We start from the raw sequence: 26,481 nt of genomic DNA on the forward strand, positions 1-26,481 counted from the left end.
GTCACGCCTCGGGCGACGGCCGGGCCGCATTCCGGGGCGGGGGGCGGGTGCCGAGATTCGCGCGCAGGGTCGACCCCGCGTAATCGTCGCGGACCAGGCCCCGGCGGCGCAGTTCCGGCAGCACCAGGGCGATGAAGTCGTCGAGGCCGCCGGGCAGGGTCGCCGGCATGATGTTGAACCCGTCGGCGCCCTGCGCCCGGAACCGCTCCTCCATCTCGTCGGCGATCTGGGCGGGGGTCCCGACGATCTGCGAATGGCCCCGGGCGCCCGCGATCCGCAGGTAGAGCTGGCGCAGGGTCAGACCCTCCCGACGGGCGAGGTCGAACATCAGCTGCTGGCGGGACTTGGCGCCGTTGGCCTCGGGCAGTTCCGGCACGGGCCCGTCCGGATCGTAGCCCGACAGGTCGAAGCCGCCGATCATCCGCTCCAGCAGGGCGAGGCCGACCACCGGGTCGATCAGGTCCTGGAGCGCCTCGAACTTCGCCCGCGCCTCCGCCTCGCTGTGCCCCACGACCGGGAAGAGGCCGGGCATCACCTTCAGGTCGTCGCGGTCGCGCCCGAAGCGGCCCATCCGGTCCTTCAGGTCGCCGTAGAATTCGGTCGCCTCGGCGAGCGTCTGGTTGGCGGTGAACACGATCTCGGCGGTGCGCGCCGCGAGGTCCTTGCCGGGCCCCGAGGCGCCGGCCTGGACCAGCACCGGCTGGCCCTGCGGCGTGCGCGAGATGTTGAGCGGGCCCCGCACCTCGAAATGCGTGCCGCGATGGTTCAGCGGGCGAAAACCGTCCGGCTTCGAGAACTGGCCGGAGGCCTTGTCGATGATCACCGCCCCGTCGTCCCAGGTGTTCCACAGGCCGAGGACGACGTCGACGAATTCTTCCGCGCGCGCGTAGCGGTCGCCGTGCCGGGCGATCGCGTCGGCGCCGAAATTGGCGGCCTCCGCGTCCGTGGTCGAGGTCACGAGGTTCCAGCCGGCGCGGCCGCCGCTGAGGTGATCGAGGGAGGCGAAGCGGCGGGCGACGTTGTAGGGCTCGTTGAAGCTCGTGGAGGTCGTCGCCACCAGCCCGATCCGGCGGGTCACGGCCGCGAGCGCCGAGAGCAGGGTCACCGGCTCGAAATGGGTCGAGCGGGCCGTCCGCTCGCTGGAGCGCAGGTTGCCGTCGCGGATGCCGGTCCCGTCCTCCAGGAACACGAGGTCGAACTTCGCCGCCTCGGCTTTGCGCGCCCAGTCGACATAGCGGTCGAGCACGAGGCCGCCATCCGCCTCGCTCGACGGGTGGCGCCAGCCGGCCACATGGTGCCCGGTGGCGTAGAAGAAGGCGCCGAGGCGCAGGGTGTCGTGTCTCATGGACCGATGGCACTCGTGGCGGGCGGGACCGGCAGGACGCGCACCGGCCCCGTGGTCCCGCTGTCGCGGATTCGATGATGTGAAACAGGCTGGACGGCGGGACGCAACCGCAAGCTGGGCACGGCCCCGGGAATGAGAACCTTCGTCTCCGGATCGGGGGGGGCGGAATGTAACGCGTCCGCGCTCGGTCGGCGAAAGCGCTGCTTATCGGCGTTTGCGATCGTCGCCCGGTCGACGGGTGTGGCGGTCCGGAACCGTCACGCGCCCTCCCCCTCCGCGGGGAGGGAGACGCGCGGATCGGACCGGGCTTCCCCTCCGAGAGGATCACGGTGCTCCCGGCCTCTCGCGTCCGGCCCCGCGCCCCGCGGATGGGTTTGCCCCGTCGGCGCGCGGCGGCTCGGAGATCCACTGCCATCGAACCGGTTGCCACCCCGGCGCGGAGCGCCCAAGACGCGCGCGGCAAACGACTTGCCGTCCCCCGCTCGCCCGTCCGCAGAGGCTGCCTCTCCCGTGATCACCGGTCCCTGCCTCATCGTTCAGCCGATCCACGCGGCGGGCCTCGACCGGCTGCGCGCGGCCGGGCTGGAGCCGCGCCCGGCCGGCGGCACCGACGCCGAGAGCCTGGCCCGCGACGTCGCCGGCTGCGTCGCCGTCATCACCCGCAACACCGGTTTCCCGGCCCAGGCCATCGCGGCGGCGCCGGACCTGCGGGTGATCGGCGTGCACGGGACCGGCACCGACCACGTGGCCAAGGCGGCGGCGACCGAGGCGGGGATCGTGGTGGTCAACACGCCCGGGGCCAACGCCGTCTCGGTGGCCGAGCAGACGCTGGCGCTGATCTTCGCCCTGGCGAAAGCCCTGCCCGCCGCCGACCGGTCGGTCCGGCGGGGTGACGACAGCTTCAAGTTCACCACCCGGCTGATCGAGCTCGCCGGGCTGACGCTCGGCCTGATCGGCTTCGGGGCAATCGGTCAGGCGACCGCCCGGCTCGGCGCCGCTTTGGGCCTGCGGGTGCTGGCCTACGGGCCGAGCCGCCCGGAGACCGATTTCACCGAGGCCGGCGCCCTGCGCACCGCCTCGGTCGACGCCCTCCTGGCGGAGGCCGACATCGTCTCGCTGCACCTGCCGCTGACCCAGGGCACCCGCGGCCTGATCGGCCGGGACCAGCTCGCCCGGATGAAGCGGGGCGCGTTCCTGATCAACACCAGCCGCGGCGGGCTCATCGACGAGGCCGCCCTGGTGGAGGCCCTGGAGGCCGGCACGATCGCGGGGGCGGGGCTCGACGTCTTCGCGCAGGAGCCGCTGCCGTCCGGCCACCCCCTGGCCCGCCAGGAGCGCGCGATCCTGACGCCCCATGTCGGCGGCTCCACCGAGGCGGCCCTGATCCGCACCGCCGAGACCGCCGCGGGCCGCGTCGTCGATGTCCTGGCCGGCCGGCAGCCGGGCGGGCTGGTCAATCCGGAGGTCTGGCCGCACCGGCGCGGGCCGTCAGGCGCGCGATGAACGCGGGACCGGAACGGCCACGGCCCGAAACACCGGCCGGCCCGTCCTGCTGCACCGCAGCGGACACCGTCGGAGAGGGCGCGGCCCGAAGCACGGCCCGCGTACCGGACGTTCCGATGCCGATCCCGCGGACGGCCGCAGTGCCATGCGATGAAGACATGGGTTATGGCTATAGATCCGCCACCTATGCATGCCTGAACGGCCTTCAGACCGTTGCGTGCCGCAATGCGATATCCTATCTGTGCGTTGCGGGATGGCGATGGCGTCGCGATCCCGTTGCCCTTCTTGGGCGTTTCCTCCCTAGACTTCGGGCCGCTCCTTCGGGAGTGGCCTTTTTTCTTTCGGCAGGTTGTCTGTCCGGCATGGCCGCGGCGGCGGATCCGACCTGCACGGAACCGCGCGATCTCGCGGTGCCGCGGGCGGTGGGGCCGGCGGCGCGGCGTCGACGCCCCGGTTTTCCCGTCGGGACCCGGCGCCTACTCGACGTGGAGGGTCAGCTTCATCTTCGGGTGAATGCCGCACTGGATCACGAAATCCCCCGGCTCGGCCAGCGTCAGCCGCGTCTCGGTGCCGGGCTCCTGGTCGCCGGCATCGAACGCGAACCGGTCCGCCTCGATGAAGGCGTGGTGGGTCAGGCTCTCGTCGCCGTTGCGCAGGGTGACCGTGTCGCCCCGGCGCAGGTACAGGTCGGTGGGCAGGTACTGGCGCCCCTTCTGCAGCACGATCCGGGCCCCGCTCGACAGCGTCGCCCGGGCCGTCTCCAGCGCGGCCCCCGACCCGACCAGCGCGAGCGTCCCGATGAGGAGAAGGGAGCGCAGGCTCCTGCTGCGAGGGGGCATGACGGCGTCCACACGGGTTCGACGCGTCCCGGACCACCGGGATCGGTCGCCGGGCGGTCCAGGATCTGCTGCACCGCATCGTGGCCGAGGCCCCTCACCGGATCGATAAGCAGCGCGTTAGAATTTTATCGATCTGGCAATATCTACGATCGATCTACTGCAACCATCTGAATTTCAACTGTATTCGCCTCTAAATCCTCAGCCTCGTGCGCACCGTCGCGGGCCGCCAGCGCGTCGCGCACATGCGCGCGGAACACCTGGACCCGGGCCGGCAACACGCGCCCGGCCAGCGTGACGGCGCGCAGGGCCGCGCCGCGGGTCGCCCAGGGCGCCAGCACGCGCTGGAGCTGGCCCGACTCCACCGCCCGGGCGGCGACCAGGGTGGGAAGATGGCCGATCCCGGCCCCCGCCAGGGTCAGCCGGTGCGCGGTCGCGAAGTCGCTGACCCGGATCGCCGGGGTCACCGACAGGGGCTCGGTGCGGCCCCTGCCGTCGGTCAGGGCCAGCGCCGCCGCACCGAATCGCTCGCGGGCGAGGATCAGGTCGTGGTCGCGCAGCGCGGTGACGGTCGCCGGGGCCGGCCGCCGCCGCAGGTAGGCCGGGGCGGCGTAGAGGCCCACCGCCAGGGTCGCCAGGACCGCGGCGTGGTAGCCGGTCTCCTCGGCGCCGCCGAGCCGCAGGGCGAGGTCGATCCGGTTGGCCGCCAGGTCGAGGCGCGCGTCGGTGTTCAGCATCTCCACGGTGATCTGCGGATAGGCGGTCCGGAAGCTCGCGACGATCTCGGGCATCACCTCGATGCCGAAATCGATGGAGGTGGTGATCCGCAGGTGCCCGGCCGGCACCGTCTGCGCATCGCGGACGGTCTCGGCGGCCTCGTCGAGGAGCGCCAGGCTCTCCTGCGCCTTGGCGTAGAAGGCGAGCCCCTCCGCGGTCGGCGAGACGGCCCGCGAGGTGCGCGCCATCAGCCGGGCGCCGAGCGCCCGCTCCAGGCGGGAGACCCGCCGGCTGACGCTGCCCTTCGTCTGCCGCAGGCTCGCCGCGGCGGCCGTGACCGTGCCGAGATCGACGACCGCGCAGAAGGCGCGCACGTCGTCGAGTCCGCCCCGGAAGGTTTCCGTTCTCGCAACCATGGGGTTCCGGATAGCAGGCTCAACCGTGGCCGTGAACGGCGCTACAGGAGCCCTGCGGCGTGCCGAATCGGCCCGTACCGCCGCGCCCATGGGAGTTTGCAGTGAAGTCGCTTCTCGCCTCCGGCCTTCTGGCCCTCCTCGTCGCCGACCCGGCCCTGGCCCAGACCCCCGCGACCCGCGATCCGGCCCAGGTCCAGGCCGGCGCCTACGTGGCCGATCCCGACCACACCCAGGTCGGCTGGCGGGTCTCCCATATGGGCTTCTCGAACTATGCCGGCGGCTTCTCGGACGTGTCCGGCACCCTCGACCTGCAGCCGAAGGACCTGACGGCCGCCAAGCTCTCGATCAGGATCCCGGTCGCCTCGGTGGCCACCACCAGCGCCAAGCTCACCGCCGAGCTGAAGGGCGACCAATGGCTCGACGCGGCCAAGTTCCCCGACATCACCTTCGTCTCGACCAAGGTCGCCCCCGAGGGCAAGGACAGGGCGAAGGTGACCGGCAACCTCACGTTCCACGGCGTGACCAAGCCGGTGACGCTCGACGTCACCCTGGTCGGGGCCGGCGTCAACCCGCTGAGCAAGAAGGTCACGGTCGGCTTCGACGCCACCGGCACGCTCAAGCGCTCCGCGTTCGGGGTGACGACCTACGAGCCGCTAATCGGCGACGACCTGCACCTCACCATCGCGGGCGCCTTCGAGCGCCGGGACTGACCGGACCGGTACGGGCCGTGCCGGGAGATCGGTACGGCCCGCGCCCGTTCAGAACCTGTACGTGAAGGAGCCCTGTGCGGCGTGGTCCTGGGCACGGGCGCCGATCTGGCCGGTGTAGGACAGGCCCAGCGAGGCGGCGGGGGAGATCAGCACCGCCAGGCCGGCCTCGGCGACCAGCGCGTCGCGGTCGATCGGCAGGCCGGCGCTCACGAACCGGGCGCCGGTGCCCCGGAACGCCAGCGCCGCCGCGGGAACCCCGTCGCCGAAGGTCCGCCGGTAGCCGGCCAGCGCGTGCACCGACACCGGCAGCGCCGCCTCCGGATCGAGCCGGGCCTCGGCGCGCAGGCCCGCGGTGGCGGTCGGCAGCAGGCTCCCGCGTGCCGCCCCCGTCAGCGCGGCCGCCCCGCCCTGCTCGGCGAAGCGGTCGCGGCCCAGCGCCACCGCGCCGGCGCCCACGAACGGCTCCAGCGCCGCCCCGGCGCCGAGCGCGATCCGGTAGCCGGCCTCGCCGAAGCCCTGGACGCTGCGCCCGCCGGTGCGGGCGGTCGGCGTGTCGGTCAACCCCGGGAACGCCACCACCCGCCGCAGCCGCGCCGGCTCGTCCGCCGCCAGGGCCCCGAACCGCAGCACCGCCGGGCCCGCCCCGAGGCTGCCGTAGACGCCCCCGAACGTGCTCGCCAGCGTCCCGGTCTGGACCTGGCCGGGGCTGGCGAAGCTGGTCTCGACATGGCCCCCGACCGCCCCCAGCCGCAGGCCCTCGGAGCCCAGGCCGTCGGCGCCCAGCCCGTCCAGGCGGGCGTCGACCCCGATCACGAAGCCCGCGCTCTGGCGCGACAGCCCGGCGGCGTTGCCGTCGGCCCGGGCGTGGCCGAGGCTGCCCAGCCCCTGGCCCCACAGGCTCACCGGCTCCGGTTGCGCGCGCCGCACCGGGACCACCCCCGGCACCGGCGGCCCGGGCCGGTCGGCCGCGTCGGTCGCCGGCAGGCTGCCGTACTCCCGCGCCGCCGGGGCGCCGTCCCAGCGCAGCCGGTCGAGCACCGCCTCGCGCACCAGCCCGGCCCCGGCGAAGGCGGTCGCGGCCAGGCTGGCATGGCCGTCCCCCGACAGGGCCGCGAACGCCGCCCGGGCCTGGGGCGCCGACAGCACCGCCACCGCGTCGTAGAGGACCGAGCCGACCGCCCCGGCCTGAACCGCCCCGGCGGCCGCGCGCTGGTCGCGGGTCCGCGCCACCGCGGCGAAGTCCAGGTCGTTGCGCGCCAGCGTCAGGACGACCGCGTCCGGGGCGTAGGCCAGGAACGGGGTCAGGAACGCGAAGGTGCTCGACACCCCGGCGAACCGGCCCTGCACGCCGCCGGCGGCACTCAGGATCGTGTAGCGCGTGCGCGGCGCGTAGAGCCCGCTGCCGGCCACCGCCTCGACCCGGGCGCCCGCCACCGTGGCGGTGCCGCCGACCGCGACCCGGTCGGAGCGGCCGTCCGGGGTGGCGTCGACCCGGTAGACCGATCCCGGCGCCAGGGTCAGGCTGCCGGCGACGGCGATCCGGCCGAGCGCCCCCGGCCCGGCCCCCGGGGCGAGGGCGCTGCCCGCGCCCAGGGCGAGGCTGCCGAACCAGCCCGCGCCGGTGAGCCGGCTGCCGGCGCCGAGCGACACGGCGGCGTTGGGCAGGCCGCCGGTGACGGCGAGTTCGCCGCCGTACACGCTGACCGGGCCGGAGAGGCTGTTGGCGCCCGTGAGCGTCAGGGTGCCGGCGCCGAGCTTGGTCAGGCTGGTCGGGCCGGCGCCGTCGACGATCTGCCCGGCGTAGCCGGTCGAGCTGCCGTCGGTGCCGACCGTGAGCTGGCCGTTGCCGAGGGTCGCGGCCGCCGTCGTGCCGGCGAGCGCGCCGACGGTGAGCGCGGTGCCGCCGAGGTCGAACGCGCCGTCGTTGGTCAGCCGGGTGAGGCCGGCGGTCGGGCCCGTGAGCGCGACCATCGCCCCCGGGGCGTTGGCGACCGGCCCGGCGAGCACGCCCGCGGCCTGGACGAAGCCGGTATTGGTCAGCCCGCCGGTGAGGCTGCCGGTGGTGACCAGGGTGCCGGCGTTGGCGAAGGGCGCCGAGACGGTGGCGAACGTGCCGGTGTTGACGAGCGTCGCCCCGGCGGCGTTGACGGCGTCGGCCGTGTAGGCGCCGGCATTGACCAGGCGGCCGGTGTTGACGAGGTCGTCGACGACGCTGCCCTGGGCGGCGACGGTGAGCAGCCCGGCATTGGCGATGCGCCCGGCCAGGAGGCGGCCGCCCTCCGCGACCGCGACGGTGCCGGCATTGTCGAGCCCCCCGGCGAGGCCGTAGCGGCCGGTGACGGTCAGGCTGGCCTGGGCGGCGTTGGCGAAGCCGGCATCGGAGGAGACCGGCCCGGTGACGGCGACTTGCCCGGCGTTGCGGATCGGCCCGTTGAGGGCGCCCGCCGTGGCGGTGAGCGCTCCGGTGTTGGTCACCCCGCCGGCGACCGTGCCGCTGGTGATGGCCGTGCCGGTGTTGGTCAGGCCGCCGGCGATCGCGCCGCTGGCGATGGCGGTGCCGGCATTGGTCAGGCCGCCCGACAGCGTCCCGGCCTGGGTGAGCGTGGTGCCGGCCAGGGTGACCACCGGCGCGGCCAGGCTGGCGGAGGCGGTGAGGGCGAGGCCGCCGGCCGCGACGGTGGCCGGGCCGGTGAAGCCGTGGGCGGCGGTGAGCGTCAGGGTCCCGGCGCCGCGCTTGATCACGGCCCCGGGCCCGGAGACGGCTCCCGCGAAGGTGGTGTCGTCGGCCCGGTCGAACGCCAGGATCCCGGCATCGGCGACGTCGCCCGTGAGGCTGCCCGCGGTGCCGCCGGCCCCGACCTGGAGGGTCCCGGCCGCGATGGTGGTGCCGCCGGTATAGGCGTTGGCCCCGGCGAGCGTCAGGGTCCCGGCCCCGGCCTTGGTCAGGCCGCCGGTGCCGTCCAGCGTGCCGGCGAAGGTGGTGGAGCTGTCGTCGCCGCCGGCGGTGAGGCGGGCGGCGCCGAGGGCGACGCGGCCCTGCCCGGCGAGCGAGCCGACGGTCTCGGCGTCGGCCAGCGCCAGGGTCGCGCCGGACGCGACCGTGACGGCGCTGCGATCGCCGATCGCCTGGCCGCCGCGGGCCAGGAGGGTCCCGGCCGCGACGGTGGTGGCGCCCGTGTAGGTGTTGGTGCCGGCGAGCGTGAGGGTGCCGGCCCCGAGCTTGGCCAGCCCGCCCGATCCGGCGAGCGCCTGGGCGAGGGTGAAGCTGTTGGCCGGGTCGGCGATATCGAGGCCGCCGCCGTTCCGGCCCCAGGTGATCGGCCGCGCCGTGGCGGTGAAGCCGGTGCCGGTGATCTGGAGGACGCCGCCGTCGAAGGTCAGGGGCGCCCCGGCGGCGCCGAGATTGGCCTCGCGCGACACCGACAGGGTCCCGCCCGCCACGGTCGTGCCGCCGGAATAGCTGTTGGTCCCGGCCAGCGTCAGCGTGCCCGCGCCCAGCTTGATCAGGCTGCCCCGGGTCGGGATGCCGGCGAAGGCGGCGATGCGGGTTTCGTTGACGGCCACATAGTCCGGCCACACGGCGCTGGCCGCCGCCTGCGCTTGCGCGATGCTCGCCGCGTCGAGAGCGGCGATCTGCTGATTCAGGGCGGAGATTGCATATGGCCTGTACCCATCGTCGGAAATATAGCCCCAATATGGGTTTTCCGACGTGAGCCTTGTCAGGATCGAACTCACGATCAGGTTCTGGTCCGCGGCGCGCCAAGCCGCCTCCACCGCGGCCCGATAATCGCTGGTGTTCAGACCGGTCAGCAGATCGTTCAAGACCTGCCTCACGGTCGATTCGGCCTCCTGGGCGCCGGCGGCGGTGAGTTGTCGGGCCTGCGCAGCCTTGAGGGTCGGCCATGCCGCAGCCTCGGCGTCGTTCTCCCGCTTGCGCTGGACCAGGGCGTCCTCGGAGATGTCGTTGGACCAGGTGTCGTTCGTGCCGGTCGGGAGGTTCGCCGCGACGGGACCGAGGAACTGCCCCGGTCCCCGCATGGCCTTGGCGAGGTCGATCACGCCCCAGCCCCAGACGGCGTTGGGGGCGTTGGGGTTGGCATCCGCGACGCCGTCGACCGCGTTGCGGTGATAGGCGGTGGTGAGCAGGACGTCCCGCGCCTGCTCGTTGGTCATGTAGGGATAGCGCTGCATGATTACGGCCAGCGCCCCCGTGGCATGCGGGGCCGCCATCGAGGTGCCGGACACGAGTGTGTATCCCGTCTGATTATTGGGATCGATCTGCCAGTCCCCCGGATCCCAGGGCGCGCCTGGTGTGTACGGCGGCACGGCGCTGAAAATCTTGCTTCCGGGCGCAACAACATACCAGTATTTGTCGACACCCGCGCGGTTGGAATAGCTGTCCAACATTAGGCTGTCTGGACTATAATCATGAGAATCCGTCTGGGCCGCGGCACCGACGGCGAGCCAGCGCTTCTCTAAATCGGGCCGGAAATACGGTAGCGACGCCCGCATGTCGGAGTTGTTGAAACCCGTGTTGCCGGCAATCACGACCTGGATGACGTCGTACTTCCGCGTCACCTCATCCATTGCGTCGAGGAGCGTCTTCTTTCCCGAGAACGTCGCGTAGGCGGTCATCATGCCGCCGACACTGTTGTAATTGTCCTGCAACGGTGGATCGCCCCAGGATGTGTTGATCGCACGCACCCCGGCGCGTACCAGGGTTTCGTAGGCGTTCTTGAAATAACTGTAGTCGATATTGGCCCCGTGCCTCGAGAAATCGATGCTGCCGGTATCGACGACATAGGCATTGGCGTCGAACGCGACGCCGTGCATGCCGCTGCCATCGCGCGCGGCCGCGATCGTCCCGCTGACGTGGGTGCCGTGCGGATCGTTGTAGATCGGATTGTACGTTCCCGGGATCGTATAAGACTGGCCTTTGCTGAAGAAGCTCCACGACGGAGAGCCGGCTTCCGGATTGCCGGACGAATCCATCAGATAGAACCCATCCGATCCGTAGGTTCCGGTGATGGTGAGCGGCTTGACGCGGCCGTCCGCGAATTCCGGGTGCGCGCTGTCGATACCTGAATCGACGACGCCGACAGTGACCCCCAGACCGGTGTAGCCGGCCGCGTAGGCGTCGGCGGCGCGTATGGCCTCGAGGCCCCAATCGGCTTGGTATTCCTGGCTGCGCCAAGAGGCGGGATCGGTCCGCGCGAGACTCTGGGCGAGGGCATGATGCGAGATACTCGCGCTTAGTGCGGCCAGCCCGAGGGTCGACCACCGTGCGACGGATGCTTTCCGCGGGCTCGCACCGGTCCGGGCCATATTTTCGCGACGATCTGGTCTGCGCACGATGTTTCGCCCCGGGATCCGCTGCCTCTGACCTGTGTCCGTATTGCCCGACAGGATCGAGGCATGGCCGGTACAAAAAGTGCCGGCCTGAACACCACAGGCTGGAGCGTGCGCGGATGTTTTTCCGGAATCAACGACAAACGTCAGCAGAAAGATTTCTGTTTTACTCGAACAATGTTTTCGACTGAGAATAAGTATTGTCTGCCCGGGCCCGTACCGGATCTGGACTTGCAGCCGGCAATCCTTTTAAATGGCATATTCCTTGCATATCTTATCGTGTGCTCTGCCGGGCGCCGGCCGCTTCCACCGCCCTCGACGCGCACGATTCCGCCGACGCCGTTGCATTTACGCAACGCGCCCGATCGGGCCGTGAACCGATGGGGGATTGCCGCGAGACGCCCGATCGACGGAAGCCCGCCTTCGGCGGCGACACGCGGCAGCGGACGTTCCGCGAGGGATCCGGGGACCGGGTCTCCGGCCCGGGAAAGGGCCTCGTCCCCGGCGGCTGCCGGGTGGGCGCGACTCAGGAAGCGGACACCTGTTGTGGCGCCCGACATCGGCCCTGCGCTCCGTCGCGCGCGGCCGTTATCGCGTGTGTCGAACCAAGCCGCATCTGCCCGCTTTCCGGGCAGGCCGGGCGCCGGTGGGCTACGCCCCGGGCCGGTCCTCGGATCCCGTGCCGAGCGCCCGCTGGACCATCACGCTGTCCGACCAGTGGCCGTACTTGAACGCCACCGCCCGCAGATAGCCCGCCTGGACGAAGCCGCAGGCCTCGTGGAGGCGCAGGGAGGCGGCGTTCTCGGCGTCGATGTAGCCGATCATCTGGCGGTAGCCGCCGGCCGCGCAGGCCTCGATCAGGGCCGGCAGGAGGCGGCGCCCGATCCCGGCGTGCAGGTGGTCGGGATGCACGTAGATCGAGTGCTTGAGGGTGTAACGGTAGGCCGGGCGCTTCCGGAACGGCACCGCGTAGGCGTAGCCCGCGACCTGGCCGGCGCGCTCGGCCACGAGGTGGGGCAGGCGCTTCTTGCGCATGGTCTTGCGCCGCCGCTTCAGATCGTCGGGGAGCAGGCGGTCCTCCTCGGCGACGCCGACATCGCTCACGCCCTTGCTGATGTGGTGCTCGTAGATCGCCACCATCGCCTCGACATCGGCGTCCGAGGAGGCGCGGATGACGATGTCCGGGCAGGGTTGCGCGACCGGCGGGCCGGGGGTCTCGACCTCGATCTCCATCAGGCGCCCTCTCGGACCACGTAGGTGTGAAAGCGGATCCGCCCGTCCGGGTCGACCTCCCGGTAGACGCCCTGGATCTCGGCCTCGAAGCCCGGGAACAGGTTGGCGGAGGCCTCGAACATCTTGAAATAGTCGAGCATCGGCTTGGCCCGCTCGTCCAGGCGCTCGCCGGGCAGGACCGTGCCGATGCCCGGGGGGTAGACCAGCATCAGGGTGGTGGCGATCCGCCCCTCGGCCTCGGCGATCGGCACGTAATCGACTTTGTTGCGGGTCAGCATCTGGGCGGCGCGCTTGGGCGCCATCACCATCTCGGGCAGGTGCTCGGGGGCGAATTGGCGCCGCTGCAGCGCCGAGGTGCCGGCCTCCCGGTGGAAGGCGTGGAACTCGCCGCAGAGCTCGCGCAGGCGCACCCCGCGGTAGCGGTTCGGCCGGCGCGCCACGAATTCGGGCATGGCCTCCTCCAGCGGGACGTTGTCGTCGTGGAGCCGCTTGAAGGCGACGAGGCCCGAGATCAGCGTGCCGGCCTTGGAGGATTCGACCCCCGGGGTCAGCAGGAAGAGCAGCGAGTTCAGGTCGTTCTTCTCGGCGACGATCCGGTTCTCACGCAGGTACTGGGCCACGATCGGCGCCGGCACGCCGTGATCGGCATAGGCGCCGGTCTTCCGGTCGAAGCCCGGGGTCAGCACGGTCAGCTTGTTCGGGTCGGTGATGGCGTAGCCCGGGGCCACGTGGGTGAAGCCGTGCCAGCGCGCGCCCGGCTTCAGCTCCCAGTGCCGGGGGGTGGCGGCGAGCTCGTCGGTCGCCACGCTCTCCCAGGGCACCTCGGCCCCGTCGGCGTTCACGGTCACGTCCGGCACGAACGGGTCGAAGAACCAGCGCCGGGCCGGGTCGCGCTCGTGCTCCTCGAATTCCCGCCGGATCGCCCGGACCTTCTTGCGCCACTCGATCCCGAGCCGGATCGTGTCGTCCCACAGGATCATGCCCGAGCGCCCCTTCATCATCTGGGCGCCGACATCGAGGGAGGCGAAGAGCGGGTAGAACGGCGAGGTCGAGGCGTGGACCAGAAAACTCTCGTTGAGCCGCTTGTGCTCGACCCGCCGGGTCTGGCCGCGGATATGCCCGTCCCGCGTGTGGATCTGCGAGGCCTGGGAGAAGCTCGCGAGCTGCTTGTGGGTCGATTGCGTGGCGACGATGCCCGGCGAGGTCTCGTCGAGGCCGGTCAGCCCCATGGCGAAGCGCCTTGCGTAGAGCGGGTGGAACTTCATGAAGCCCGCCCAGGCCTCGTCGAACAGGATGTAGTCGCAGAGGTGGCCGATCTTCTCCAGGATCACCTGCGCGTCGTAGATCGTGCCGTCGTAGGTGCATTGCTCGATCACCGCGACCCGGAACGGCCGCTCCCGGCGCCAGGCCTCCGGGTCGGTCACCAGCGGGTTGCGGCGGATCTTCTCGCGGATACGCGTCTCGTCCAGGGCCTCATGATAGATCGGACCGATCAAGCCGTAGGCGTTCCGGTCCGTTTCCAAAAAAATCGGGATGCCGCCGCCGAGGAACAGGGCGCCGTGATGGGCCGCCTTGTGGTTGTTGCGGTCGAACAGGACCAGGTCGTCCTCGGCCACCAGGGAGGACAGCACGATCTTGTTGGAGGCCGAGGTGCCGTTGAGGACGAAGTAGGTTTTTTCGGCCCCGAAGATCTTGGCGGCCTCCTTCTGGGCCTTGAGCGCCGGACCCTCGTGGGTCAGCAGGTCGCCGAGATCCAGAACCGAATTGTCGAGGTCGTCGCGAAAGATCGCCTCGCCGAGATGCTCGACGAAGATCCGGCCGATCGGCGACCGGTTGTAGAAGATGCCGCCGTTGTGGCCCGGGCAGGTCCAGAGCTGGTTGCCCTTCTCGGCATAGTCGACCAGCGCGCCGAAGAACGGCGTCTTCAGGGTCTGGGCGTATTGCGTGACCCGGCTGACCAGGCCGCGGGCGATGAATTCGGGGGTCTCTTCCGCCAGGAAGATGTAGCCGTCGATGAAGTCGAGCAATTCGACCGGGATGTCCTCCAGCCGCTTGCGGCGGACCATGATGACGATCGGCATCTCCAGGCCGCGCTTGCGCATCATGTCGATCAGCGCGGCGGCCTTGCCGTCGAGGCCGCGCTTGCCCCAGTCGACCACGAGGCAGCCCACCGCCGCGTCGGTCTGCACGGCGATGGCCGCGTCCTCGACCCGCCGGGCGCGCACCACCTCGAAGCCGCGATGCTCGACCGCCGCCACGATCTGGGCGACGCGCGCGCCCTCCAGGTCGTCCGGATCGAAGGCCGGGGCGCACATCAGGACCGTGAAGCGACGGTGGAAGTCCATGGAGCCCTCTCTGCCTCGGCTGCAGCGAGTGCCTTTCTGGCCCGTCTGCGACGATTGGATGACAGCGCCCGGGCCGGGACGGGCGCGGGGGTGTCAGGCGCTCCCCGACCGCCCGTCATGCCCGATCAGCCGCTCGACTTCGGCCAGGGCGACGGCGCGGGCGGCGTGCTCGGAGGCGTGCGGGCGGTACGACCCCCGGACCAGCTTGCCGCGGTCGCGGATCGCCCAGGTGAAGCGGCCCGGATCGTGCCGGCTCGGCCTGACCTCGACCGTGTAGAGAGGCCCGTCATTCGCACCCATGGGGGGAATGTGCGGAACCTCGCGGTGCCGGGATAGGGGGTGCGACCGTGAGCGGCAGCGCGCCGGATCAGCGGGTTTTCTCCGGCCGGCCGGGGACGGCCGGAGCCCCCGGCGCCGCGCCCCGCGTCCCGAGCCAGACCACGTGCTTGGGACCGCTGCCGCGGCCGCTGGCATGGACGCGCCGCTCGTCCACGTCGAAGCCGGAGCGCTGCATCCGGCTCTTGAACTTCCGGTCCGGGGCCCCCGACCAGACCCCCAGGATGCCCCCCGGCCGCAGCGCCCAATGGGCCCGCTTGAGGCCCCAGCTGTCGTAGAGCCGGTCGTTGGAGCGGCGCATCAGGCCCTCCGGGCCGTTGTCGACGTCGAGCAGGATCGCGTCGTAGCGCGCCGGCGCCGCCTGGATCAGGCGGTTCACGTCGGCCTCCTGCAGGTCGACCCGGGGATCGTCCAGGCAGCCGGCGAAGACGTGGGCCAGCGGGCCCCGGGCCCAGGCGATCACCGCCGGTACCAGCTCGGCCACCACCACCCGCGCCTCGGGGCCGAGATTCTCCAGGGCCGCCCGCAGGGTGAAGCCCATGCCGAGGCCGCCGATCAGGATCCGGGCCCGGGGCCGGTCCGCCAGCCGCGCGCAGGTCAGCGCCGCGAGCGCCACCTCGGAGCCGCTGCGGCGGTTGTTCATCAGCTCGATCGTGTCGGCCAGGATCGCGAACTCCTCGCCGCGCCGCATCAGGCGCAGGTCGGTGCCGCCGCCGGGCACGGATCCGGTATCGAGATGAACCCAGGGTATCACGGACGGCGTCCTCGGTTGGCTTGGGGCCCGGCCCGGATCGGGGCCGGGATTCCGGTTTTCTGGGCCGCGCCGTCCCGAACCGAAGGCCGGCGGCCTTCGTGCGGGACGGCGCGGGGGATCACTGCGGATCGGCCAGGGCGCACCGGGCGCGGCATGTGCGCACCGCGCAACCCCCGCCCGCCGCTGCGGCTTGCCGCGACCGATTCCGGCGGCGTATCAGCACCTATGGCCAAGCGCATCAAGTCGAGACCGCAGGAGCGGGGCTTTGTTCTGTTCGATATCGTCTACACCGATGGCTCCCGGGCCTCGAATCGGCGGGTGCCGGTCGAGATCCTGGGCGGCCTGGACGGTGACGAGCCGGCCCGCCAGCTCATCGCCGAGCAGGAGGAGGAGATCGCCCGCAAGTCCGGGCGGCCGGGCCGCGAGATCCAGAGCCTGACCCGCTCGCCCGTGATCAAGCCCAAGCCGATCGAGTGACCGGACCGCGCCCCGTCCGGGGCGGACGGGGCGCGGTCAGGCGGTCTCGGCCAGCCGGCGGGCGACCTCGTCCCGCAGGGCGGCGTTCATCTCGGCGAACCGGGCCTGCGTGCGGGCCCGCAGCCACGGGAACAGGACGGGGGCGAGCCAGCCCGCGAAGGTCTCCGCCTGGACAAGGCCGACGCCCTGCCGGGTCTCGGTGATCCGGAAATCGTGCGTGCCGGTGATCAGCGGCGGCATCGGGATGCCACCGCGCCAGGTCAGCCGCCGGCCGGGCTCCCAAGCGGTGACCTGCACCCGCACCGTCCGGTAGGTGCGGCCGTTCAGGGTCAGCTCCAGGCGCCAGCGCGCGCCCGCCCGCAGCGGGCCCTCCGCCCGGCGGATGAACGGGTTCCAGGCCGGGTAGGCGTCCAGGTCGGTCAGCACCGACCAGACCATCCCGGCCCGGGCCGGGATCGCGATCTCCGTGCTGCTGACCCTGCCCTCACGCATGCGTCCCTCCCGGCGCGCCGGTGCCCGTCCGGGCCCGGCTGGCATCCCGTCCTGCCCCCCGCGCAGACCGCCGCCGCGGGGACCGGCTGCGGCTAGGGCGCGCCCTCGACCACCTCCAGGGTCCGGAGGATCGCGAAGCCGATCCGCTCGGCCTCGGCCTCCGCCTCCGCCTCGGCGGTGGCCGGCAGCAGCGCCACGGTCTCGACGAACGGCGCGTCCTCCGGCCCGACCACGATCCGGAACACGTCGCCCTCCGCGGCCGCCCGGTCCCGGATCAGGCCGACCCGGTGGCCGGCCCCCGTGCCGAAGACGCGCAGGGGCGGCGGGTCGGCCTCGGCCTGGCCGGCCGGCGCGGGCCGGCGCACGGCCCCGAAGGCCGGGCGGATGACGTTGTCGTCGGGCATGGCGGAACCGTTCCCTCAGCTGCGCACGATCCGGGCGGTGGCCAGAACCGCGTCGGCCAGAACCTCCATCCCGGCTCCGGCCCAGGCCGGCGTGATGCTCTCGGCCTCGTTGTGGCTGATGCCGCCGTGGCAGGGGCAGAACACCAGGGCCGCGGGGACCGCGCGGGCGCAATAGACGGCGTCGTGGTAGATCGCCGTCGGCATGCGCGTCCAGGCATGGCCCCGCGTCTCGGCGGCCGCCTGGACCCGGTCGATCAGAACCGGATCGAAGGCGGTCGGCGGCGCGCGCCAGAACTCCGCGACGCGGATCGTCACGCCGCGCTCCGCCGCCAGCGCGTCGGCCCGGGCCAGGATCCGCGCCCGCATCGCTTCGAGCTGCGCCGTGTCGCCGTGGCGCGTGTCGAGGCTGAACCAGACCCGGCCCGGGGTGATGTTGCGGCTCGAAGGCTCCGCGGTCAGGACCCCCACGGTGGCCCGGCCGCGCTCGCCGCCCTCGCCGACCGCGTCGTGGGCGATCGCTTCGAGCGACGCGATCAGTGCCGCCGCGGCCATCATGGCGTCGCGGCGCCCGGCCATGGGGCTGCCGGCATGGGCCTCCTCGCCCAAAACGGTGATCTCGTACCAGATCTGGGCCAGCGCCCGGTCGACCACCCCGATGGTCAGGCCCGCATCCTCCAGGCGCTTGCCCTGCTCGATATGCAGCTCGAAATAGGCGCCGAGCCCGCGTAGGGCCGCCGGATCCGCCGCGCCCTGCCAGCCGATCCGCCGGAGCTCGTCGCCGAAGACGGCGCCGGCGAGGTCCCGGGTCGCCATCACGTCGGCCTCCGGGACGATGCCCATGGCGACGCCGCTGCCGCTCATGGGCGGCGCGAAGCGCGCGCCCTCCTCGTTGCACCAGTTGATCAGCAGGAGCGGCGCCTCGGTCTCGATCCCGGCCTCGTGCAGGGCGCGCATGATCTCCAGGCCGGCGAGCACGCCGAGCGGCCCGTCGAACTTGCCCCCGGTGGGCTGCGTGTCGAGGTGGCTGCCGATGGCCACGGGGGCCGCGTCCGGATCCCGCCCGGGCCGGCGGAAGATCATGTTGCCGATCCTGTCCACGGTGAGGGTCAGCCCCACCGCCTCGCCCCAGCGCCGGAACAGGGCGCGGCCCTCGGCGTCGCGGTCGGTCAGGGTCTGGCGATCGTTGCCGCCGTTGGGCAGCGCCCCGATCCGGGCGAGTTCCATGAGGCTGTCCCAGAGCCGATCCTGCGAGAGCGGGAGGTTGGTGCGATCCACGATGCGATGCCCCTTTGCGGAAGGCACGAGGTTAGGCCGCGATCGGGATCCGCACCAGGGACGCGGCGGCCCTGGAATCCGGCCCCGGGCATCGACCCGCCGCACGCCCCGGCGTATCGCTGGAACAGTCGACCGCCTCGGCCGATCCGGATCTTCCGACGTCCTGACAGGTCCCGCAATTTCCGGAATCGGATCGAAATTTGATTCATGTAGTATTTCGTGACACCGTGTTCGGTACCTCGAAAGGTCTGCTGCGCCTGCCGTGTCCGGACATTGACGTCACAGACCGCCGGTCGGATGGTTGCTCGAACCGCGGAGCGATCGTCGGCCGAATGCGGGTTTGAGGAGTTCCGATGCTTCTGGCTTCCACGACAGCCACGGCCCTGCAGGCCGCGGGGTTCGTCGGCACTTGGGATACGGATGTCGCCGCCAGCCGATCCGTGCTCGACCGGGGCGCCGCATCCCTGCTCGCGGGCGATTCCGAGCTGGCGGGCAAGCCCGTGCCCCTCGCCGTGGCCCTCGGGCGGATCCATCCGGAGGATCGCGCCTGGGTCTTCGATACGATCCGGAACCTCCGGCGGACGGGCGGACCGGTCTCCCTCGAGTTCCGCATCCTGACCGGGGCGGGCGAGACCCGCTGGATCCTCAACCGGGGTCTGCTGGCACCCGACGAGACCGGCAACCTGCACGGGCGCGGCGCCTATATCGACATCACCGACCTGCACGGCGCGTCGGCGCCGCGGCGGGAGGGCCGTCCGGCGCCGCTGGAGCATCTCGACGCGGCGGCCGATCATTGCATGGAGGTCCATACCGCCCTGGGGCACCACGGCGACGCCGCCCTGCACCTGCTCTCGGGGATGCTGCTGCTCGGCATCGGCCGCGCCCTGGCGCGGCGCGCCTCCTGAGCCCCCGTCCCCGGCGCGGCGGCCGCCCGCTGGGACGAGGCCGTCGGCTCAGGTCCGCCAGGGATGGGCCGGCAATTCGGTGCGGCCGATGGCCTTGGCGCCGGCCTCCGCGACCGTGTGGTCGTTCTCCACGGTGGAGCCGCTGACGCCGATCGCCCCCGACATCACGCCCTCGGCATCGACGATCGGGATCCCGCCCGGGAAGGTGATCAGCCCGTCGTTCGAGTGCTCGATTCCATAGAGCGGGCCGCCGGGCTGCGACAGCTGGCCGATCTGGCCGGTCATCATGCCGAAGAACACCGACGTTTTGGCCTTCTTCTGGGCGATGTCGATGGAGCCGACCCAGGCGTCGTCCATGCGGTGGAACGCCTTCAGGTTGCCACCGGAATCGACCACCGCGATGCACATCTGGGTGCCGAGTTCCACCGCCTTCGCCCGGGCGGCGGCGATGGCGCGGTCGGCCTGCTCAATCGTGACATGCATGGGACATTCCCTCTCGCGTTGCCTGCGCGACCGCCTGTGACCCTTTGAAGCGTCCGGCGCAAGCTCAGCCGGCCCGCTCCCGGGCGGCGCGGACGCGGTCGAGGAGGTCGGCCGCCAGGGCCGCGCAGGCCGCCGCATCGGGACAGGGCCGCTTCCAGACGACGCGGCCCTCGCGCAGGACGATCCCGTCCGCCACCGCCATCGCGGCGAGCGGACGGTCCGGCCTCAGATCGGCCGCGACGCCCTGCGGCCCGCCCCGGAGCCGGGCTACGCCGAGCTCACAGCAGGCCGCGCGTAGCCGCGCGAGATCGAACAGGGCGAGCATCGGCGCCGGCGGCGCCCCGAACCGGTCCTCGACCTCGCCGGCCAGCGCCTCGATCGCCTCGGCCTCACGCAGGCGCAGGAGGCGCGTGTAGAGGCTCAGGCGGATCTCAGGCTCCGGCACGTAATCCTCGGGGATCCGGCTCGGAAGCCCGAGCTCGATCTCCGGGCTCCAATCCTCGGCGCGGCCGCCCTTGGCGGCGGTCAGCGCCAGTTGCAGCAGGTGCTGATAGAGGCCGAGCCCGACCAGCTTGGCGTGGCCGGCCTGGTCCTCGCCGACGAGGTCGCCGGCGCCGCGCAGGTCGAGGTCCCGGGCGCTGACCGCGAAGCCGGCGCCGAGCCGGTCCAGGGCCTCCAGGGCGCGCAGGCGCTGCAGGGCTGCCGGCGGGGGCGGCGCGGCCGGGTCGCTGAGCAGGTGGACGACGCCGCGCCGCTGGCCGCGGCCGACCCGGCCGCGCAGCTGGTGGAGCTGCGCCAGGCCGAACCGGGCGGCCTCCCAGACCAGCATGGTGTTGGCCCGGGGCACGTCGAGCCCGCTCTCCACGATGGCGGTGGCCAGCAGGATGTCGCCGTCCCCGTCGGCGAACCGGACCATGACCTCGTCCATGGCCGCGGGCTTCAGGTCCCCGTGCGCCACCAGCACGTCGAGGCCCGGCACAAGGCCGCGCAGGCGCTCGGCCATGGGGGCGATGTCCTCGATGCGCGGGCAGACCACGAAGCTCTGGCCGCCCCGCCGGTGCTCGCGGATCAGGGCCTCGCGGACCGCCTCGGCGTCGAAGGGCGCCACCACGGTTCGGACCGGCTGGCGGAGCGCCGGGGGCGTGGCCAGCACGCTGAGGCTCTGGAGCCCGACCAGGGCCGCCTGGAGGGTGCGCGGGATCGGCGTGGCGGTGAGCGTCAGCACGTGGCCGCCCGCCGAGAGGCGGCGCAGGTCGGCCTTCATCCGGGCGCCGAAGCGCTGCTCCTCGTCGATCACCGTCAGGCCGAGATCGGCGAAGCGCACGCTGCTGCCGGCCAGCGCATGGGTGCCGACCACGAGCCGGATCGTGCCGTCGGCGAGCCCCGCCTTGACCCGCCGGGCCTCGGCCGGGGCCACCAGGCGCGAGAGCTGCGCCACCTCCACGCCGAAGCGGCCGAAGCGGCGGCGCAGGGTCTCGGCGTGCTGGCGCGCCAGGACGGTGGTGGGGGCGATCAGCGCGGCCTGCTTCCCCGAGAAGATCGTGGCCGCCAGGGCGCGCAGGGCCACCTCGGTCTTGCCGAAGCCGACATCGCCGCAGACGAGCCGGTCCATCGGCCGGCCGGAGGCGAGATCGGCCATCAGCGCGTCGACGGCGGCGGCCTGATCCGGGGTCGGCGCGAAGCCGAAGCCGGCGGCGAAGCGCTCCATGTCCTGGGGCGGGGGCGCCAGCACCGGCGCCTCGGTCTCCCGGCGGGCCCGGGCGGCCTCCAGCATGAGTCGGGCGGTCCGGGCCATCGTGGCCTCGGCCTCCAGCCGGCGCCGGGGCCAGGTGCCGCCGTCGAGCTTGTCCAGGGTGACCGCGTCGGGCTCCGGCCCGTAGCGCCAGATCCGGTCCGCCTGGGCCACCGGCACCATCAGGATCCCGCCGCCGGCAAAGCGCAGGCGCAGGGCCTCGGAGGGCTCGCCGCCCGGCGTGGCGACGGGCTCGAGCCCCTCGAACACGCACAGGCCGCGGTCGCGGTCGACGGCGACGTCGCCCGGGCGCAGGTCGACCTCGCCCATCGGCAGGATCGCCCGGACGCCCCCGGCCACCGCGGCCTCCGGTCCGAACAGGTCCGCGGCGGCGATCACGGTGGCGCCCTGGCCGGGCACCCGGAACCCGGCCGCCAGCGGCGCCTCCAGGGCCAGGACGTCGCCCGGTGCCGCCGCGGCGACGTCGGACCAGGCGTCGATCAGGCGGATCGGGCGCTCGGCGGTCCGGCCGGCCTGGCGCACGAGGCGCCGCAGGGGCTGGCGGGTGCCTGCCAGGACGACGATGTCGCCGGCCTTCAGCCGCGCGCGCAGCGCCTTGGCGAAGGCCGTCCCCGGCCGGCGCTCCCGGGCGAAGGACGGGAGCGTCAGCGGCTCGCCGGCCGCCTCTGTGGCGGCGAGCTGGCCCCGTTCGGCCACGATCTCCCGCCATCCCGCAGGGGTGAGGTAGAGGCCCGCCCCCGCCGTGCCCCTTCCGTCGCGGGCCTTCAACCGGCCCCGCGCCTCCTCCATCTGCTCGAAGAAGGCGTCGATCCGGGCCTCCGTGCCGTCCTCGACCACGAGGCGCGGCTCGGGCAGGTAGTCGAGGAGCGTGACGAGGCGCGGATAGTAGCGGTCCAGCCGGTGCTCCTGGCCCGTGAAGGGCTCGAAACTCTGTCCGGAGCCCGGTTCCAGGACGATCTCGGTGGCGGGATCGATCACCAGTTCGTCCGCCTCCGCCACCGAGCGCTGCGAGATCGGATCGTAGGAGCGGATCGCGGCGACGCGGCCCTCCGCGTGCTCGATCCGGCAGGGGCGCGGCGCGGCGGCGGGGAACACCTCCACGGTCCGCCCGCGGACGGCGATCTCGCCGGGCTCGTCGACGCGCTCGTCGAGGATGTAGCCGAGGCGCTTGAGGTCGGCGGTCGCCGCGGCGACGTCGAGCGGGTCGCCGACCCGCAGGGTCACCCGGGCCGAGGCCCAGGTCTCCGGCGGGGGCACCCGCTGGACCAGGGCCGGCGCCGTGGTCAGCACGAAATCCGGCAGGGCGGCGCGGTCGGTCAGCCAGCGCATCACGGCGGCCCGGGCCCCCATCGTGGCCCGGGACGGCGAGGCGTGGTCGAAGGGCAGGCAGTCCCATTCCGGGAAGACCGCGACCCGGATCTCGGGGTCGAGGGCCCGAAGGGTCGCGGCGAGATCCTCCAGGCGGCGGCCGTCCCGGGCGACGTGGACCACGGGGCCGGCGCCCGCGGCGAAGCCCAGGAGTGCCACCGCCAGCGCCCCCGTGGGCATCAGCGGCGCGTCCTCGACGCCCGGCTGTGTACCCGGCTTCAACCTGCGATTGGCCATGCCCGTCCGAATCCGTGTCCTCAGCGCTGGCCAACGCGGCATGGGCCGCCGCGGCTCCCTGGCGCGGCGATCCAATCCACAGCCCTGATCCGCCCCGCCGGCGCGACCCCTCGCGGAACGGACCGGAACACGAACTCGTGATCGCCCCCCGAGCGCCGCAGGACCGGCCGGGGATGCCGCCGGCGATGCGGACCTGAGCGTGCAATCTGCAATTGCAGATAGCCGCCCGCCGCGCGAGCGGGCGGTCCCGGCAACCCGTCGTTGGCCCTGTCGGGGGCGCGCCGTCGCATCGAACCCCTTGGGGGGGTCGAAGGCGTAGGCTATGACGGCCCCGTGTCGCCGAACCAGACAATGCCCCGCCGGTCGGGTTTCGAGTCAGAGCATCCCCGGCGGCTGGCCGCCCTGCACGCCTACGCCATCCTCGACACGCCCCCGGAGCGCGCCTTCGACGAGATCGCCGAGATGGCCGCCCAGGCCTGCGGCACGCCGATGGCGCATATCAACTTCATCGACGCCGACCGGCAATGGATCAAGGCCGCGGTGGGCCACACGGCGCGGGTGATGCCCCTCGATCTCGGGTTCTGCACCGAGGCCATGGGTGCGGACGGCGTCCTGATCCTGCCGGACCTGGCGGCGGAGCCGGACCGCGCCGCCAACGCCCTCGTCGGCGGACCGCCGCACCTGCGCTTCTACGCGGGCGTCGCCCTGGTGACGCCCGACGGCTGGGTCGTCGGGACCCTGTGCGTCCTCGACCACGCGCCGCGCACGCTCACCGACCAGCAGGTCTTCGTCCTCGAGGCGCTCGCCCGGGCGGTGATGACGCAGCTCGAGTCCCGCTGCACCGAGGCCGCCCTGCGCCGGAACGAGGAGCGCTGCCGCTCGCTGTTCGCGTTTATCGATGCCGGTTTCTGCCTCGTGGAGCCGATCTTCGCGGAGGGCGGGCGCGCGGTCGATTACCGCTTCCTGGAGGTCAACGCCGCCTTCGAGCGGCAGACCGGCCTGACGGAGGTGGTCGGACGGCGGATGCGCGAGCTCGTGCCCGACCACGAGCAGCGCTGGTTCGACCTCTACGGCCAGGTCGCGCGGACCGGGGAGCCGGTCCGGTTCGAGCAGCCGGCCGCGGGCCTCGGGCGCTGGTACGATGTGCACGCCTACCGGGTCGACGGGCCGATGCGGAACCGCGTCGCCATCCTGTTCAACGACATCACCGAGCGCCGCCGGAGCGAGATGGCGCTCCTGGCGCGGGAGGCCGAGCTGCGCCTCGTCGCGGACGCGATGCCGGTGCTGATCGCCTTCATCGACCGGAACCTCGTCTACCAGTTCGCCAACGCCGCCTACGAGACCTGGACGGGCCTCTCCGCCGCCGATGTCGTGGGGCGGACCGTGGCCGACCTCCTCGGTCCCGAGGCCTTCGAGGCCCGGCGCCACGCCATCGCGCGGACGCTTGCCGGGGAGGAGGCCCGGCACGAATGGACCTGGACCTTCCCCAACGGCGAGAGCCGGACCGCCGACACCCGCTACCTGCCCCGGCGCGGGCCGGACGGCGCGGTCGACGGGTTCTACGTCTTCGCGCACGACATCTCCGAGCGGAAGCGGATCGAGGAACTCCTCCGGTCGCGGGCGGAGCACCTGGAGGCGCAGGTCGCCGCGCAGACCCGGGACCGCGACCGGGTCTGGACGCTCTCGCCGGTGCTGAAGCTCGTCGCGGACCGGGACGGGCAGGTCCAGGCGGTGAACCCCTCCTGGAGCCGGGCGCTCGGCTGGTCCGAGGCGGAGACCCTGGGCCGGACCGCCCTGGAATTCGTGGCGGCCCCGGAGCGTGCGGCGGCGCAGGCCGCCCTCCGGCCGCTCTGCGAGGACCGGCGGGTCGAGGATGTGGAGCTGTCCTGCGTGACCCGTGCCGGCGACCAGCGGCGCGTGCTCTGGACCGTCGTCCCGGAGGACGGGATGTTCTACGGGTTCGGGCGCGACATCACCGAGCAGCGCCAGGCCGAGGAGGCCCTGCGGCAATCGCAGAAGCTCGAGGCGATCGGCCAGCTCACCGGCGGCGTGGCGCACGACTTCAACAACCTGCTGACGATCATCCGCTCCTCGGTCGAGTTCCTGCGCCGGCCCGAGCTCGCGGAGGAGCGCCGGCGGCGCTACCTCGACGCGGTCTCCGACACGGTCGACCGCGCGGCCAAGCTCACCGGACAGCTCCTCGCCTTCGCCCGGCGCCAGGCGCTCACGCCGCAGGTCTTCGACGTCTGCGCGCGGCTGCGCAGCATCGCCGACATGCTCGATTCGGTCACCGGCGCGCGGATCCGCGTCGCCATCGACCTGCCGGACACGCCCCGGTTCGTGCGCGCGGACGAGAGCCAGTTCGAGACGGCGCTGATCAACATGGCGGTCAACGCCCGGGACGCGATGGACGGGGAAGGCGGCCTGACCCTGCGCCTCGACGGCGACAGCCCGATGCCGGCGATCCGCGGGCATGCCGGCGCGCGGGGGCCGTTCGTGGCCGTGCGGGTCTCCGACACGGGCGCCGGCATCCCGGCCCCGGACCTGGGGCGGATCTTCGAGCCGTTCTTCACCACCAAGGAGGTCGGCAAGGGGACCGGGCTCGGCCTCAGCCAGGTGATCGGCTTCGCCAAGCAATCGGGCGGCGACATCGACGTGGCGAGCGCGCTGGGCGGCGGCACCACCTTCACCCTCTACCTGCCGCAGGTCGCGGCGCCCGCCGCGGCGGCCGAGGCCGGCCGCGACGCGCAGCGGGCACCGGCGCCGCAGCGGGGCCTGTGCATCCTGGTCGTGGAGGACAATCTCGGGGTCGGCCGCTTCTGCACGCAGATCCTGGAGGATCTGGGCCATGCCCCCGTGTGGGCGAAATCCGCCGAGGAGGCGCTGGCCGAACTCGACAGCACGCCGAACCGGTTCGACGTGGTCTTCTCGGACGTGGTCATGCCGGGCATGGGCGGCTTCGCCCTCGCGCGCCACCTGCAGGTCACCCGCCCCGACCTGCCGGTGGTGCTGACCTCCGGCTACAGCCACGTCCTGGCCACGGACGACGCGCACGGATTCGCCCTGGTGCGCAAGCCCTACTCGGCCGAGCAGCTCGCCCAGGTGCTCTACGAGACGGCCAAGCGGCGCGGCCGGCCGGACTATGGTGCGGTCCTGGATTGACGGCCCTCGATCGGACCGCCGGCATCCCGATCGGAGCTGTTTGGGACGGCCTGCCCCCTCCAGCGAGGGCGCGCGTCCCCCTCCCCCGCAGCGGCTACCGGATTCACACGCCTCGGGCTGACACCCCCATCTTGAAAGGGAGGCGCTTTCCCCTCCCCCTTGCGGGGAGGGGTCAGGGTTGGGGGTGGTGCAGACGGCACCGCACCGTTCGATCCTGCACCACCTGCAACGCCGCCCCGCAAGCGCGAGCGCTCCCGGGCCAGCCCGGGATCGCCAGGGGCGGAGCGCGCGTCGCCCCGTGCAGCAGGAGATGTGTGAACATTCGGAGCCCGCAGAGGGGGGCGGGTGGGCGCATGGCCGTTCTGGACAGCCGGACCCGTC

18 protein-coding genes are annotated in these 26,481 nt (G+C 72.8%); 5 read left to right on the top strand and 13 right to left on the bottom strand.

Features of this window, described 5'->3' with window-relative positions; all coding sequences use genetic code 11:
* Position 1: 1 nt before the first annotated feature.
* Entirely contained in the window at positions 2–1,345 is a 1,344-nt protein-coding gene (locus tag AC3IF1_RS02470) for an LLM class flavin-dependent oxidoreductase (RefSeq protein WP_243968927.1), read from the bottom strand.
* 510 nt (positions 1,346–1,855) lie between these two features.
* On the opposite strand from AC3IF1_RS02470, the gene AC3IF1_RS02475 reads away from it, so the two are divergent.
* The gene (locus tag AC3IF1_RS02475; protein WP_243968929.1) at positions 1,856–2,848 is read left to right on the top strand and encodes a hydroxyacid dehydrogenase; all 993 of its coding nucleotides are present in this window, start codon (positions 1,856–1,858) and stop codon (positions 2,846–2,848) included.
* A gap of 476 nt (positions 2,849–3,324) precedes the next feature.
* Here AC3IF1_RS02475 and AC3IF1_RS02480 read toward each other — a convergent pair whose 3' ends face one another.
* Together AC3IF1_RS02480 and AC3IF1_RS02485 are read right to left on the bottom strand one after the other, a co-directional pair.
* Positions 3,325–3,687, bottom strand: coding sequence for a cupredoxin domain-containing protein (locus AC3IF1_RS02480; RefSeq protein WP_243968931.1), 363 nt, complete (start codon positions 3,685–3,687; stop codon positions 3,325–3,327).
* Positions 3,688–3,830: 143 nt separating this feature from the next.
* The gene (locus AC3IF1_RS02485) at positions 3,831–4,817 is read right to left on the bottom strand and encodes a LysR family transcriptional regulator (protein ID WP_243968934.1); all 987 of its coding nucleotides are present in this window, start codon (positions 4,815–4,817) and stop codon (positions 3,831–3,833) included.
* Between the two features lie 101 nt (positions 4,818–4,918).
* Here AC3IF1_RS02485 and AC3IF1_RS02490 point away from each other — a divergent pair, with 101 nt between their 5' ends.
* Positions 4,919–5,527, top strand: a complete 609-nt coding sequence (locus tag AC3IF1_RS02490; protein WP_243968936.1) for a YceI family protein — start codon at positions 4,919–4,921, stop codon at positions 5,525–5,527.
* A gap of 48 nt (positions 5,528–5,575) precedes the next feature.
* On the opposite strand, the gene AC3IF1_RS02495 is transcribed toward AC3IF1_RS02490, so the two are convergent.
* From AC3IF1_RS02495 to AC3IF1_RS02515, 5 genes are all read right to left on the bottom strand, one after another.
* A complete protein-coding gene (locus AC3IF1_RS02495) occupies positions 5,576–10,852 on the bottom strand; it encodes a S8 family serine peptidase (protein ID WP_489215604.1) in 5,277 nt (1,758 codons plus the stop codon).
* Between the two features lie 675 nt (positions 10,853–11,527).
* Positions 11,528–12,109 carry a GNAT family N-acetyltransferase gene (locus tag AC3IF1_RS02500; protein ID WP_243968938.1) on the bottom strand — a complete coding sequence of 194 codons (582 nt, stop codon included), beginning with the start codon at positions 12,107–12,109 and terminating at the stop codon, positions 11,528–11,530.
* Positions 12,109–14,454 (bottom strand): Orn/Lys/Arg family decarboxylase, encoded by a 2,346-nt coding sequence (locus AC3IF1_RS02505; protein ID WP_489215607.1) that lies wholly within the window; start codon positions 14,452–14,454, stop codon positions 12,109–12,111. The genes AC3IF1_RS02500 and AC3IF1_RS02505 overlap by 1 nt, the downstream gene beginning before the upstream one ends.
* Before the next feature lie 93 nt (positions 14,455–14,547).
* Positions 14,548–14,754, bottom strand: coding sequence for a hypothetical protein (locus AC3IF1_RS02510; RefSeq protein ID WP_243968942.1), 207 nt, complete (start codon positions 14,752–14,754; stop codon positions 14,548–14,550).
* A 67-nt stretch (positions 14,755–14,821) separates the two neighbouring features.
* Positions 14,822–15,544: a spermidine synthase gene (locus AC3IF1_RS02515; RefSeq protein WP_243968944.1), complete on the bottom strand. Its 723-nt coding sequence runs from the start codon at positions 15,542–15,544 to the stop codon at positions 14,822–14,824.
* Positions 15,545–15,769: 225 nt separating this feature from the next.
* On the opposite strand from AC3IF1_RS02515, the gene AC3IF1_RS02520 reads away from it, so the two are divergent.
* Positions 15,770–16,021 carry a hypothetical protein gene (locus tag AC3IF1_RS02520; protein ID WP_243968946.1) on the top strand — a complete coding sequence of 84 codons (252 nt, stop codon included), beginning with the start codon at positions 15,770–15,772 and terminating at the stop codon, positions 16,019–16,021.
* Between the two features lie 36 nt (positions 16,022–16,057).
* Here the strand turns inward: AC3IF1_RS02520 and AC3IF1_RS02525 are convergent, their stop codons facing one another.
* From AC3IF1_RS02525 to AC3IF1_RS02535, 3 genes are all read right to left on the bottom strand, one after another.
* Positions 16,058–16,513, bottom strand: a complete 456-nt coding sequence (locus tag AC3IF1_RS02525; RefSeq protein WP_489215610.1) for an SRPBCC family protein — start codon at positions 16,511–16,513, stop codon at positions 16,058–16,060.
* Between the two features lie 92 nt (positions 16,514–16,605).
* Positions 16,606–16,917, bottom strand: a complete 312-nt coding sequence (locus tag AC3IF1_RS02530; RefSeq protein WP_489215612.1) for a hypothetical protein — start codon at positions 16,915–16,917, stop codon at positions 16,606–16,608.
* 15 nt (positions 16,918–16,932) lie between these two features.
* Entirely contained in the window at positions 16,933–18,195 is a 1,263-nt protein-coding gene (locus AC3IF1_RS02535; RefSeq protein ID WP_489220302.1) for an allantoate amidohydrolase, read from the bottom strand.
* A 350-nt stretch (positions 18,196–18,545) separates the two neighbouring features.
* On the opposite strand from AC3IF1_RS02535, the gene AC3IF1_RS02540 reads away from it, so the two are divergent.
* Complete coding sequence (locus tag AC3IF1_RS02540; protein WP_489215614.1) at positions 18,546–19,097, top strand: PAS domain-containing protein; 552 nt, start codon at positions 18,546–18,548, stop codon at positions 19,095–19,097.
* Between the two features lie 48 nt (positions 19,098–19,145).
* Here the strand turns inward: AC3IF1_RS02540 and AC3IF1_RS02545 are convergent, their stop codons facing one another.
* Positions 19,146–19,580 carry a GlcG/HbpS family heme-binding protein gene (locus AC3IF1_RS02545; RefSeq protein WP_489215616.1) on the bottom strand — a complete coding sequence of 145 codons (435 nt, stop codon included), beginning with the start codon at positions 19,578–19,580 and terminating at the stop codon, positions 19,146–19,148.
* A 64-nt stretch (positions 19,581–19,644) separates the two neighbouring features.
* Positions 19,645–22,938 (bottom strand): DEAD/DEAH box helicase, encoded by a 3,294-nt coding sequence (locus AC3IF1_RS02550; RefSeq protein ID WP_489215618.1) that lies wholly within the window; start codon positions 22,936–22,938, stop codon positions 19,645–19,647.
* Between the two features lie 351 nt (positions 22,939–23,289).
* On the opposite strand from AC3IF1_RS02550, the gene AC3IF1_RS02555 reads away from it, so the two are divergent.
* Positions 23,290–26,100 (top strand): PAS domain-containing protein, encoded by a 2,811-nt coding sequence (locus AC3IF1_RS02555; RefSeq protein WP_489215620.1) that lies wholly within the window; start codon positions 23,290–23,292, stop codon positions 26,098–26,100.
* The last annotated feature ends 381 nt before the right edge of the window (positions 26,101–26,481 follow it).

The sequence above is a fragment of the Methylobacterium sp. E-012 genome (assembly GCF_057836545.1).

Excerpts from the sequence above, each read along its gene's own strand:
- AC3IF1_RS02470 (WP_243968927.1), bottom strand. The coding sequence starts at position 1,345 with ATGAGACACGACACCCTGCGCCTCGGCGCCTTCTTCTACGCCACCGGG.
- AC3IF1_RS02480 (WP_243968931.1), bottom strand. The coding sequence starts at position 3,687 with ATGCCCCCTCGCAGCAGGAGCCTGCGCTCCCTTCTCCTCATCGGGACG.
- AC3IF1_RS02485 (WP_243968934.1), bottom strand. The coding sequence starts at position 4,817 with ATGGTTGCGAGAACGGAAACCTTCCGGGGCGGACTCGACGACGTGCGC.
- AC3IF1_RS02495 (WP_489215604.1), bottom strand. The coding sequence starts at position 10,852 with ATGGCCCGGACCGGTGCGAGCCCGCGGAAAGCATCCGTCGCACGGTGG.
- AC3IF1_RS02500 (WP_243968938.1), bottom strand. The coding sequence starts at position 12,109 with ATGGAGATCGAGGTCGAGACCCCCGGCCCGCCGGTCGCGCAACCCTGC.
- AC3IF1_RS02505 (WP_489215607.1), bottom strand. The coding sequence starts at position 14,454 with ATGGACTTCCACCGTCGCTTCACGGTCCTGATGTGCGCCCCGGCCTTC.
- AC3IF1_RS02510 (WP_243968942.1), bottom strand. The coding sequence starts at position 14,754 with ATGGGTGCGAATGACGGGCCTCTCTACACGGTCGAGGTCAGGCCGAGC.
- AC3IF1_RS02520 (WP_243968946.1), top strand. The coding sequence starts at position 15,770 with ATGGCCAAGCGCATCAAGTCGAGACCGCAGGAGCGGGGCTTTGTTCTG.
- AC3IF1_RS02525 (WP_489215610.1), bottom strand. The coding sequence starts at position 16,513 with ATGCGTGAGGGCAGGGTCAGCAGCACGGAGATCGCGATCCCGGCCCGG.
- AC3IF1_RS02530 (WP_489215612.1), bottom strand. The coding sequence starts at position 16,917 with ATGCCCGACGACAACGTCATCCGCCCGGCCTTCGGGGCCGTGCGCCGG.
- AC3IF1_RS02540 (WP_489215614.1), top strand. The coding sequence starts at position 18,546 with ATGCTTCTGGCTTCCACGACAGCCACGGCCCTGCAGGCCGCGGGGTTC.
- AC3IF1_RS02545 (WP_489215616.1), bottom strand. The coding sequence starts at position 19,580 with ATGCATGTCACGATTGAGCAGGCCGACCGCGCCATCGCCGCCGCCCGG.
- AC3IF1_RS02550 (WP_489215618.1), bottom strand. The coding sequence starts at position 22,938 with ATGGCCAATCGCAGGTTGAAGCCGGGTACACAGCCGGGCGTCGAGGAC.
- AC3IF1_RS02555 (WP_489215620.1), top strand. The coding sequence starts at position 23,290 with ATGCCCCGCCGGTCGGGTTTCGAGTCAGAGCATCCCCGGCGGCTGGCC.